Origin of the sequence: Gordonia sp. NPDC058843, from assembly GCF_042743165.1 — a bacterium.
In the GTDB taxonomy this organism is placed as follows: domain Bacteria; phylum Actinomycetota; class Actinomycetes; order Mycobacteriales; family Mycobacteriaceae; genus Gordonia.
On sequence record NZ_JBHYNC010000077.1, the window covers coordinates 1 to 11,427 of the forward strand.

10 protein-coding genes are annotated in these 11,427 nt (G+C 66.8%); 8 read left to right on the top strand and 2 right to left on the bottom strand.

What is annotated here, in order from left to right:
* The 4 genes from ACFW3F_RS25215 to pyrF all read left to right on the top strand — a co-directional run.
* Positions 1-548 (top strand): hypothetical protein (locus ACFW3F_RS25215; protein ID WP_388062409.1); only part of this gene is annotated, 548 nt, incomplete at its 5' end.
* A complete protein-coding gene (gene carA / locus ACFW3F_RS25220; protein WP_388062411.1) occupies positions 545-1,714 on the top strand; it encodes a glutamine-hydrolyzing carbamoyl-phosphate synthase small subunit in 1,170 nt (389 codons plus the stop codon). The genes ACFW3F_RS25215 and carA, both read left to right, overlap by 4 nt.
* The gene (gene carB, locus ACFW3F_RS25225) at positions 1,714-5,049 is read left to right on the top strand and encodes a carbamoyl-phosphate synthase large subunit (RefSeq protein WP_388062413.1); all 3,336 of its coding nucleotides are present in this window, start codon (positions 1,714-1,716) and stop codon (positions 5,047-5,049) included. The genes carA and carB overlap by 1 nt, the downstream gene beginning before the upstream one ends.
* Positions 5,046-5,876, top strand: coding sequence for an orotidine-5'-phosphate decarboxylase (pyrF, locus tag ACFW3F_RS25230; protein ID WP_388062415.1), 831 nt, complete (start codon positions 5,046-5,048; stop codon positions 5,874-5,876). The genes carB and pyrF overlap by 4 nt, the downstream gene beginning before the upstream one ends.
* Before the next feature lie 263 nt (positions 5,877-6,139).
* Here the strand turns inward: pyrF and ACFW3F_RS25235 are convergent, their stop codons facing one another.
* Together ACFW3F_RS25235 and ACFW3F_RS25240 are read right to left on the bottom strand one after the other, a co-directional pair.
* Entirely contained in the window at positions 6,140-6,667 is a 528-nt protein-coding gene (locus tag ACFW3F_RS25235; protein WP_388062417.1) for a hypothetical protein, read from the bottom strand.
* A 35-nt stretch (positions 6,668-6,702) separates the two neighbouring features.
* Positions 6,703-7,692 carry a DUF6973 domain-containing protein gene (locus ACFW3F_RS25240; protein WP_388062419.1) on the bottom strand — a complete coding sequence of 330 codons (990 nt, stop codon included), beginning with the start codon at positions 7,690-7,692 and terminating at the stop codon, positions 6,703-6,705.
* A 1,091-nt stretch (positions 7,693-8,783) separates the two neighbouring features.
* Here ACFW3F_RS25240 and mihF point away from each other — a divergent pair.
* Genes mihF through coaBC form a run of 4 tightly spaced genes read left to right on the top strand, consistent with a single transcriptional unit; the run spans position 8,784 to position 11,410 of the window.
* Positions 8,784-9,098, top strand: coding sequence for an integration host factor, actinobacterial type (gene mihF / locus ACFW3F_RS25245; protein ID WP_004021989.1), 315 nt, complete (start codon positions 8,784-8,786; stop codon positions 9,096-9,098).
* Positions 9,099-9,138: 40 nt separating this feature from the next.
* Positions 9,139-9,768 (top strand): guanylate kinase, encoded by a 630-nt coding sequence (gene gmk, locus ACFW3F_RS25250; RefSeq protein WP_388062421.1) that lies wholly within the window; start codon positions 9,139-9,141, stop codon positions 9,766-9,768.
* Positions 9,769-9,809: 41 nt separating this feature from the next.
* A complete protein-coding gene (gene rpoZ / locus ACFW3F_RS25255) occupies positions 9,810-10,109 on the top strand; it encodes a DNA-directed RNA polymerase subunit omega (protein WP_004021987.1) in 300 nt (99 codons plus the stop codon).
* A 29-nt stretch (positions 10,110-10,138) separates the two neighbouring features.
* Positions 10,139-11,410 carry a bifunctional phosphopantothenoylcysteine decarboxylase/phosphopantothenate--cysteine ligase CoaBC gene (gene coaBC, locus ACFW3F_RS25260; protein WP_388062423.1) on the top strand — a complete coding sequence of 424 codons (1,272 nt, stop codon included), beginning with the start codon at positions 10,139-10,141 and terminating at the stop codon, positions 11,408-11,410.
* Positions 11,411-11,427 lie beyond the last annotated feature (17 nt).

The following is an 11,427-nucleotide window of genomic DNA, read 5'->3' on the forward strand; positions in this document are numbered from 1 at the left end:
GCAAAATCGTCTTCAACGCGTGGTTCATCGGCGTCGTCGCGCTCCTCGCCGTCGGGGTGGTGTCGGTGTTCTACCTGCTGGCGACCGGCAACCGGAAGAAGACCGCGGCTCAGGCCGACGTCATCGGTGCACTCCCGGCCATCCCCGCCGACCCCGGTGCGGTTCTGCGAGGTCCGGATACCGGCCTCTACCTCGGCAGCACCATCGCGCCGAGTTGGCAGAACCGGGTGACGGTCGGCGACATCGGCGACCGCGCGTCGTCGGTGTTGACCGAGTTCGACACGGGCATCCTCATCGCGCGCCAAGGCGCGAGCGACATCTGGATTCCCCGCGAGTCGGTCACCGCGGTCCGTACCGAGCGCGGTATCGCGGGCAAGGTGATGACCGCCGACGGCGTCCTCGCGATCCGCTGGGTCCTGCCCAGCGGCACCGAGATCGACTCCGGGCTGCGCGCCGACGACAAAACGATCTACCCCGGTTGGGTGAACGCCTTCGCCGGGACGCATGACAGTGGACATGGGCCACAGGGACAAGGGGCACAGGAATGAACACAGCGGTCTTGGTGCTGGAGAACGGCCAGGTGTTCACCGGCCGGAGCTTCGGCGCAGTCGGCGAGACCCTCGGTGAAGCGGTGTTCTGCACTGCTATGACCGGTTATCAGGAGACCCTGACCGATCCGAGCTACCACCGGCAGATCGTGGTGGCCACCGCGCCGCAGATCGGCAACACCGGGTGGAACACCGAAGACGGTGAGAGCACCGGCAGCGCCGGGAGCACCGGCGTCGATGGCGATTCGGGCAAGATCTGGGTCGCCGGGTATGCGGTTCGCAATCCCACCCGACGTGTCTCCAACTGGCGCGCGACGACCTCGCTCGACGAGGAGCTGGACCGCCAGGGCATCGTCGGCATCCGGGGCATCGACACCCGCACCGTGGTGCGCATCCTGCGCGACCACGGGTCGATGAAGGCCGGGATCTTCTCCGGTCCCGCGCTCGCCGGGACCGACGAACTCGTTGCCCGCGTGCGTAACCAGCCCGACATGAAGGGTGCCCGGCTGGCCGACGAGGTCACCACCGACTCCGGCTACGTGGTCGAGCCGCTCGACCAGCATCGCTTCACGGTGGCCGCCATCGACCTGGGGATCAAGACCAACACGCCGCGGATGTTCGCCGAGCGCGGCGTCCGCACCCACGTGTTGCCCGCGACCGTCGCGCTCGAGGCCCTCGCCGATCTCAAGCCGGACGGGGTCTTCCTCTCGAACGGTCCCGGCGATCCGGCCACCGCCGACGACATCGTCGAACTCACCCGCGGAGTCCTGGGCCAGGACATCCCGCTGTTCGGCATCTGCTTCGGCAACCAGATCCTGGGCCGTGCGCTCGGCCGCTCGACCTACAAGATGAAGTTCGGGCACCGGGGCATCAACATCCCGGTCATCGACTCCGCCACCGGCAAGGTCTCGATCACCTCCCAGAACCACGGTTTTGCGCTCGAAGGTGAGGCGGGGGAGGAGTTCGACTCCGACTTCGGCCGCGCCCGGGTCAGCCACGTCTGCGCCAACGACGGCACGGTGGAGGGCGTCGAACTGCTCTCCGGTCGCGCCTTCTCCGTGCAGTACCACCCCGAGGCGGCCGCCGGTCCCCACGACGCCGCGTATCTGTTCGACAAGTTCGTCACCCTGCTCGAGGGCGACAGTGATCAAGGAGCGAGTGCCTGATGCCGCGCCGCGAAGACATCAACCACGTCCTGGTCATCGGTTCGGGACCGATCGTCATCGGTCAGGCCTGCGAGTTCGACTACTCCGGAACCCAGGCGTGCCGGGTCCTCAAGGCCGAGGGCCTGCGCGTCAGCCTGGTGAACTCGAACCCGGCGACGATCATGACCGACCCGGAGTTCGCCGACGCCACCTACATCGAGCCGATCACGGCCGAGTATGTGGAGAAGGTCATCGAGGCCGAGCGCGACGCCGGACATCCCATCGACGCCGTCCTCGCGACCCTCGGCGGTCAGACGGCGCTGAACACCGCGGTCGCGCTTCACGATCGAGGCTCGCTGGAGAAGTACGGCATCGAGTTGATCGGCGCCGACTTCGATGCGATCCAGCGCGGCGAGGACCGCCAGATGTTCAAGGACATCGTCGAGAAGGTCGGTGGCGAGAGCGCGCGCTCGCGCGTGTGCCACACCATGGACGAGGTCCGCGACACCGTCGCCGAACTCGGCTTCCCGGTCGTCGTCCGGCCGTCGTTCACCATGGGCGGACTCGGGTCGGGAATGGCCTACGACGACACAGACCTCGATCGCATCGCGGGCGGCGGTCTGGCCGCCTCGCCGACGGCGAACGTCCTCATCGAGGAGTCGATCCTCGGGTGGAAGGAATACGAACTCGAGCTCATGCGCGACAACCGCGACAACGTGGTGGTCGTCTGCTCGATCGAGAACCTGGACCCGGTCGGCGTGCACACCGGCGACTCGGTGACCGTCGCCCCGGCGATGACCCTCACCGACCGCGAGTACCAGATCATGCGTGACCTCTCGATCGACATCCTGCGCGAGGTCGGCGTCGACACCGGTGGCTGCAACATCCAGTTCGCCCAGGACCCGCGCGACGGCCGGCTCGTCGTCATCGAGATGAACCCTCGCGTGTCGCGGTCGTCGGCGCTGGCGTCGAAGGCCACCGGTTTCCCGATCGCGAAGATCGCCGCGAAGCTGGCCATCGGTTACAGCCTCGACGAGATCGTCAACGACATCACCAAGGAAACCCCGGCCTGCTTCGAGCCGACGCTCGACTACGTCGTGGTCAAGGCGCCGCGGTTCGCGTTCGAGAAGTTCCCGGGCGCCGACGACACCCTCACCACGACGATGAAATCGGTCGGTGAGGCGATGAGCCTCGGCCGCAGCTTCGCCGAGGCCCTCGGCAAGGTCATGCGGTCGCTGGAGACGAAGGCCGGCGGTTTCTGGGCCGAGCCCAACCGTCCGGACCCGGCCACGGTCGATCTCCCGGCACTCCTCGAGGACATCAAGACCCCGCGCGACGGGCGACTCTACAAGCTGATGCTCGCCTTCGAGGCCGGCGCGACGATCGAAGACCTCTACGAGGCCACCGCCATCGATCCGTGGTTCCTCGCCGAGATCGGTGGTATCGCCGCGCTCGGTGCGGAGATCCGCGACGCCGACACCCTGGACGAGGCGCTCCTCCGCGAGGCCAAGTCCACCGGTTTCTCCGACCGCCAGATCGCTGCTTTGCGTTCGGATTTCGCCGACGAGGCAGCCGTGCGCGCGCATCGGATCGGGTTGGGCGTGCGGCCGGTCTTCAAGACCGTCGACACCTGCGCGGCCGAGTTCGAGGCGAAGACGCCGTACCACTACTCGAGCTACGAGCTCGATCCGGCGGCGACCAGCGAGATCGCCCCGCAACCCGACCGCCCCAAGGTGCTCATCCTCGGCTCGGGTCCCAACCGCATCGGCCAGGGCATCGAGTTCGACTACTCGTGCGTGCACGCCGCGCTCACGCTGTCAGAGGCCGGGTACGAGACCGTCATGGTCAACTGCAACCCGGAGACGGTGTCCACCGACTACGACACCGCCGACCGTCTCTACTTCGAGCCGCTGACCTTCGAGGACGTCCTCGAGGTCTACCACGCCGAATCGCAATCGGGCACCGTCGCCGGTGTCATCGTGCAGCTCGGCGGCCAGACCCCGCTCGGCCTCGCGCATCGTCTCGAGGAAGCCGGCGTGCCGATCGTCGGCACCAGCCCGGCCGCCATCGACCTCGCCGAGGACCGCGGAGAGTTCGGCAAGGTCTTGACCGCAGCCGGCCTCCCGGCCCCGGCGTTCGGCACCGCGACGAGCTTCGCCGAGGCGCGCGACACCGCGGCACGTATCGGATACCCGGTGCTCGTCCGGCCGTCGTACGTCCTCGGTGGCCGCGGCATGGAGATCGTCTACGACGAGAAGTCCTTGGAGGACTACATCTCTCGCGCCACCGAGCTGACCCCGGATCACCCGGTGCTGGTCGACCGGTTCCTCGAGGACGCGGTGGAGATCGACGTCGACGCCCTGTGCGACGGTGACGAGGTCTACATCGGCGGCGTGATGGAGCACATCGAGGAGGCCGGTATCCACTCCGGTGACTCGGCGTGTGCGCTGCCGCCGGTCACTCTCGGGCGCGCCGACCTCGAGATGGTGCGGACCTCGACCGAGGCACTGGCCAAGGGCATCGGCGTGAAGGGTCTGCTCAACGTCCAGTACGCGCTGAAGGACGACGTGCTCTACGTGCTCGAGGCCAATCCGCGGGCGAGCCGGACGGTGCCGTTCGTGTCGAAGGCGACTGCCGTGCCGCTGGCAAAGGCATGTGCCCGCGTCATGCTCGGCGCCTCGATCGCCGATCTGCGCGAGCAGGGCATCCTGCCCGCGACCGGCGACGGTGGTGAGGCACCGGCGACGGCCCCGATCGCGGTGAAGGAAGCGGTTCTGCCGTTCAACCGGTTCCGGCGCCACGATGGCAGCGGCGTCGACAACCTGTTGAGTCCGGAGATGAAGTCCACCGGCGAGGTCATGGGTATCGACGCGGACTTCGGTCGCGCGTTCGCCAAGTCGCAGACCGCTGCGTACGGATCACTGCCGACCGGTGGTGCGATCTTCGTGTCGGTGGCCAACAAGGACAAGCGGGCGCTGATCTTCCCGGTCAAGCACCTCGCGGATCTGGGATTCGACATCCTGGCGACCGAGGGCACCGCCGATGTGTTGCGCCGCAATGGGATCAAGTGCGAGACCGTACGCAAGCACTTCGAGGCCGAGGAGGGGCAGCGCACGATCGTCGACATCATCCGCGCCGGTGAGGTGACGATGGTCATCAACACCCCGTACGGCAATTCGGGCCCTCGCGTCGACGGGTACGAGATCCGGAGTGCCGCGGTGTCGGTGAACATCCCGTGTATCACCACGGTGCAGGGCGCCTCCGCCGCCGTGCAGGGCATCGAGGCCGCGATGACGGGCGACATCGGCGTCCGGTCGCTGCAGAACCGCCACGCAGACCTGGCCGGCCGGTCGTGACCGAGGCGTCCGGCTTCGGCGCCCGTTATCGGCGGGTGGTCGCCGAGCGCGGACGCCTCTGTGCCGGCATCGACCCGCATGCCGAACTACTCGAGGAGTGGGGGCTGCCGGTCACGGCCGACGGCCTGTCGCGGTTCGCCGACATCTGCGTCGCCTCGCTCGGGCCGGTGGCCGCGGTGATCAAACCGCAGGTGGCGTTCTTCGAGCCGTTCGGCGCCGCGGGTTTCGCGGTGCTCGAACGTGTCGTCGCGGGGTGCCGGGAGGCCGGGGCCCTGGTCATCGCCGACGCCAAACGCGGCGACATCGGGTCGACGATGGCCGCCTACGCGCAGGCCTGGCTGTCCGAGTCGTCGCCGTTGTGTGCCGATTCGGTGACCGCATCGCCGTACCTCGGCTACGAATCCCTCCGCCCCGCGCTCGACCTCGCCCGTGAGGGCTCGCGCGGAGTGTTCGTCCTTGCTCGGACCTCCAACCCCGAGGGCGGCGACATCCAGCGGGCGCGGACGGGGGAGCGGACGGTCGCGCAGTCGATCGTCGATGACGCCGCGGCCGAGAACGCCGATGGCACCGCGACTGTCGGGCTGGTCGTCGGGGCCACGCGTGAGCACGGCCTCGATCTCGCGGAACTCAGAGGTCCGATACTGGCTCCCGGCCTGGGTGCCCAGGGCGCCACCGCCGCGGACCTACCGATCGTGTTCTCCGGCGCCGACCCCGCCTGGGTCCTGCCCGCCAGTTCCCGCGGGGTGCTCCGCGCGGGCCCGGATGCGGCCGCTTTGCGCGACGCCTTCGTGCGCACCCGGGACGAGGTCGAGGGCGCTCTCGGCTGAGGTGTCTCAGGGCGTCGCGGGAGGTTCGGCACGCAGTTTCGGCGGACTGACCGTCGCGTCGGGGTAGAGCGGGCCGCCGCGTGTGGGAATCGAGCTGTCGTCGTCGGTATCGATGACTCCTTCGCGGATCCAGCCGTCCGGCCGCGCTGTCTAGATCGACTTTCGGGCGCGCTCGTACTCAGGTTTGGGATCAAGTCTCGGAATCGGTAGGTACCCGGTGGTCGTCAGCGCCAGGGATGCCACCGCGACCACAGCCATCCGACTCACTGCGTCTCCGCCGTAACCAGCCGGAGCACAGGCGTCTCCAGCGAGGTATCCGAGACGAGTGGGTCATGGCGCCAAACCAGTGGATGCCCATCCGTGTCGATCACGGGTCGCGATCCTGCCCCGGCGGCCTGCTTGGGATGGGGGCCGTCGAAGAACACGTAGTGGCCGTTGAATCCCGAATCCGAGTCGCCGCCGTTGAAGCCGTCAAAACAGATTCCGGTCGTGCCCGCCAACTCGTTGAGGTCGGCGCTGCTCGTGCTACCGCCCACAACGACAACGCGATCCCATCGCCCAGACCAACCCGCCCGCCGCGAGACCTTGTCGAGATCGGTTACAGCGCCTGGCGTTGCGGCGATTTCCCGGGCTACTCTCAGAAATTCGTCTGAGGGGCCCAGAGGTTGGTCGTTGCTCCACAAATGGAACTCGCGGGCGCATTCCTCCTTCGGCGCGTCGCGCGGGTGCGGAAGCGGAAGACATCCCACCGATGAAGCCGCCACGAATCCGATCAGAATCGCCGTGGCCACCCGAGGGACGAGCCTGGAATTCGAGTCGTGTGCAGTCACCGGCCGGGAATCTGAAGCGGAATGTCGGTCTTCAGAGCAAACCCGGTTCCGTGTTTCTCGATCTTGTTGCTCCAAGCGATTTGTCCTTTCTCGTCGAGGACAAGCGTGCGACCGTCGGTCACGGCCCGATCCACGAGAACCGCGAGCTCCTCTGGAGTCGCGTTCTCGTGTTCGGTGGCAATCTGTCGTCCCAGTTCGTTGTTGTAAAGATCCATGGACTCACGATGGGCAGGGTTGCCGCCCAACCCTTCATGAGCGGTGGAAAACTTCTCGGTCCAGTCGCTGCCGAACCGTTCAGTCATGAGCGCGTTCCAATACGCGTGACGGAATGCGTCACCATGACCATCAGCCAGGGAGCTTTCTTCCCCTTCGCGGTTCGGGTGCCGTGCGGTGGCGACGGCATCCGCCTTGGACCGGATCTGGAAGAAGTCATAGACCGCCCGCCAGCCGGTCCCCGGTACCGCTCCCATCTCGGCGAGCATCGTGACCTCCTCGGGCGTCATGAGCGTGGGTTTGAACGCGGGATCGAACCTGCGGATCGTGTCGAGAAGATCGCCTGAGGGCCACAGGCGCGCGCCGCCCTTGGACGCGTCGACCTGATACTTGCGGAGAATCTCGGCGAGCTGAGGATCGGAGTGGTGACCGGCCGCACCTGCTTTCACGGAGTCGGGGAGTTTCTCGAGAAGTCGTCGCAGCCCTTCGGACCCGACCTTGTCGAGTTCCTCGATACGACGGAGGGATTCGCGGATCTCCTTGGTGAGGTAGCTCTCCAGCGACTCCTTCTGGACGATCTTGACCTGGTATGACAACTTCCAGGTCTTCAGCCACTCGATGTTCGATTTCGTCGAGTAGACCTCACCGTCACTCGTGACCGCGAGCTCGAATTCGGAACCCAGCGCCTCGGCCCTTTTCGATCTGAGGTTCGCGATCTCGCTTTCCATCGATCCGAGAAGAGAATCGAACTTTCCCGCCACCGACTCGATCACCGCGGCGCTCTTGTTGGCGGAGTCCGCGTGGGTGTTCGACGACTGCCGAGCATCGTTGCCGCCGACACTGCGCCAGTAGTCCAACGAGCCGTCGAACGTCGTGGCGGCTGTTCTCGCCACGCCTCTGAGTTCGGCGGACTTCGACGTCAGCCGTCTGCTGACCGTTCTCGCGTTGTCGAAGTCCCAAGCCAGCACTTTCTCGACGGTGTACGCCGTCTCGCCCGACACCGCTCAGCCGCCCGGCTTCGCCGGGACGACGACCGTCGCCTCGATTCCCGCCGCGCCGCGACGGTCCGCATTCGTAGGAATTCGCGGCACGGCCGCACAGATCGGCGTAGCCGATGTAGGTGTCGGCGTGAAAGGCGATCACCTTGTTCAGCGCTTTCGAGGCATCCCTCAGGTTCGCAGCGAGCTCGTTGCCACTCGCGCCACTCGAGGCATCGACGCCGCCGCCGAGTGGGGACAGCTTCCTGACCGCGCCTCCGGTCGCGCGCATCCGTCCACCCAGTTCGCGCACCCGCGCTGGAACAACCTTCATGAACCGCCCCCGATCAGCTACTTCCCCAAAAGTCAGATCATGCTAGCCGCGTGCCCTGACGGCGGCTCGCAACTGTCCCCGGGTGCACTCGGCGGTGTTCGCGACACGCGCGACGCCCCGACTCAATCGCAGAAATTCGGGTCGCACCACTCGCGTCACACCCGTATCACCGGCTGGAGGGCACAGCGCGCAGGTCTTTCGCCTTGCTATCGATCGTTACAGGAAGTCGCACTCCGCTGAACTGCGAAGATGTAACAAAACCCGAAGTCAGAGCGGTGAAACTGACAGTGAATTCATGCTGTGCTCAATTGAACGCACTGCGGGCCCTACAACATGAGAAAACGCCGCGAAAACGGGGGGTCGCACTCGCAAATGCCTGCTCACGTGGGTACGGTCGCATTCGCCGCCAACATTTGATGGCGTCGGTTGGGTGCAGACCCGATCGACAGGCCGGCGATGGCGATCCAGCCGCGGTCGCACGGCAACAGCGCCTCGGACGTCCTGACGGGCGACCGATGCAGTCCCACTCGAGAACGAAAGACGGAGGAACCCCGTGGCCCTTCCCCAGTTGACCGATGAGCAGCGCGCCGCTGCGTTGGAGAAGGCAGCTGCCGCTCGTCGCGTCCGCGCGGAGCTCAAGGAGCGCCTCAAGCGCGGTGGCACCGATCTCCAGCAGGTGCTCAAGGATGCCGAGAACGACGAGATCCTGGGCAAGATGAAGGTCTCGGCTCTGCTCGAGGCCCTGCCCAAGGTCGGCAAGGTCAAGGCGCAGGAGATCATGACCGAGCTCGAGATCGCCCCGACCCGCCGCCTGCGCGGTCTCGGCGACCGTCAGCGCAAGGCACTGCTCGAGAAGTTCAGCTCCTGAGCGTGCGCAACCGAACCGAATACGGTAGCGAAACGAACCCGTGGTCCGAACGGTGATTCACCGGCCGGACAGCGAGGGAACCGGACGCACGAGGGGTCGACTGATCGTTTTGGTCGGCCCCTCGGCCGTCGGCAAGTCCACCGTGGTCGCGAAGGTGTGTGCCGCGGTGCCCGACGTCTACTTCAGCGTGTCGGCGACGACCCGGGATCCGCGTCCCGGTGAGGTCGACGGACGCGACTATCACTTCGTCTCCGCCGGCGACTTCGACAAGATGATCGCCGAGGACGCCCTCCTGGAGTGGGCCGAGATCCACGGCGGGCTGCAGCGCTCGGGCACCCCGATCGCCCCGGTCCTCGCCGCAATGGAGGCCGGGAAACCGGTTTTGGTCGAGGTCGATCTGGTCGGGGCGCGCAACGTCGTGGCCCGACTCCCCGAAGCAGTGACCGTCTTCCTCGCACCGCCCAGCTGGGATGAACTCGTCTCCCGACTGACCGGCCGGGCCACCGAGACACCCGAGGCGATCGAGCGTCGACTGGCCACCGCGCGCATCGAGATGGCCGCAAAAGACGAGTTCGACCACGTCATCGTGAACAGCGAAGTCGACCGAGCCGTGGATGAGTTGGTATCCTTGCTGGTCGGACCTGAACAGCCGGCCGCATCCGCGACCTGACCGGCCCTTTCCGACACCCAGACCTCAACGCAGGAGTTCGTGTGAGCACCCCGACCAATTTCGACATCACCGAGATCGCCGACGCACCGGCCTATGACACGCCGCTGGGGATCACCAATCCGCCGATCGACGATCTCCTCGACCGCGCATCGTCGAAGTACGCGCTGGTGATCTACGCGGCCAAGCGTGCCCGCCAGATCAACGACTACTACAACCAGCTCGGCGACGGGATCCTCGAGTACGTCGGTCCGCTGGTCGAGCCCGGCCTCCAGGAGAAGCCGCTGTCGATCGCGATGCGTGAGATCCACTCCGATCTTCTCGAGCACACCGAGGGCGAATAGTCCCGGCGTCCTCGGCAGTCCGAACAGCGATGACCACACCGACCGGAACCCGACGCCGCGTCCTGATCGGCGTTGGCGGTGGGATCGCGGCCTACAAGGTCTGCTCGGTGATCCGGCATTTCACCGAGGCCGGCCATGACGTCCGCGTCGTGCCCACTCCCGCGGCGCTCGAGTTCGTCGGGAAGGCCACCTTCGAGGCCCTGAGCGGTAACCCCGTCTCGACAACCGTCTTCGACGACGTCGACGAGGTGGCCCATGTCCGTCTCGGCCAGGGCGCCGATCTGGTGGTCATCGCCCCGGCGACTGCCGACCTCATGGCCCGCGCCGCACAGGGGCGTGCCGACGATCTGCTGACCGCGTCGTTGCTGACCGTGCGATGTCCCGTCCTGTTCGTCCCTGCGATGCACACCGAGATGTGGGAGCATCCCGCCACTGCGGCCAATGTGGCGACGCTCCGTTCCCACGGCTCGGTGGTGATGACCCCGGCGTCGGGTCGACTCACGGGTACCGACTCCGGCCGTGGTCGACTCCCTGACCCGCAGGAGATCGCCCTGATCGGCGAGCTGCTCCTCGCCCGGTCCGATGCGTTGCCGTACGACCTCGCCGGTGTCCGCGTGCTGATCAGTGCCGGTGGCACCCGGGAACCGCTCGACCCGGTCCGCTATCTGGGCAATCACAGCTCGGGTAAACAGGGGTTCGCACTGGCCCGCGCCGCGGCGCAACGCGGGGCGAGCGTCACCGTCGTAGCCGGATCGACCACCGACCCGGGTGACCCGGCCGGGGTCTCCATCGTGCGGATCTCCACCGCCGAGCAACTCGCCGACGAGATGACCAAGCGCGCGGCCGATGCCGACGTCGTGATCATGGCCGCGGCGGTCGCCGACTTCCGGCCGATCGTCGTCGCCGACTCCAAGATCAAGAAGGGCGACGAGGGACCCGCGCCGATCGAACTGACCACCAATCCCGACATCCTGCGCGGGCTCGTCATCGCCCGCGACGACGGGCGTATCCCTGGCGAGACCGTGATCGTCGGGTTCGCCGCCGAGACCGGTGACGAGACCGGTGGCGTCCTGGACCACGGTCGAGCCAAACTCGCCCGCAAGGGGTGCGACCTGCTTGTTGTCAACGCCGTCGGCGACGGCAAGGCCTTCGGCACCGAGGACAACACCGGCTGGTTGCTCGCCGCCAACGGCGACGAGACCGCGTTGCCCTTCGGGTCGAAAACACTCATGTCGAGTCGGATACTTGACGAAGTGCGCCAACTGGTGCCTGATGGTCGGGGAGCTCGACCGACCGATTAGGTTGGATGTATTCACCC

Coding starts and splice junctions, on each gene's coding strand:
- carA (WP_388062411.1), top strand. CDS start 545: ATGAACACAGCGGTCTTGGTGCTGGAGAACGGCCAGGTGTTCACCGGC.
- carB (WP_388062413.1), top strand. CDS start 1,714: ATGCCGCGCCGCGAAGACATCAACCACGTCCTGGTCATCGGTTCGGGA.
- coaBC (WP_388062423.1), top strand. CDS start 10,139: ATGACCACACCGACCGGAACCCGACGCCGCGTCCTGATCGGCGTTGGC.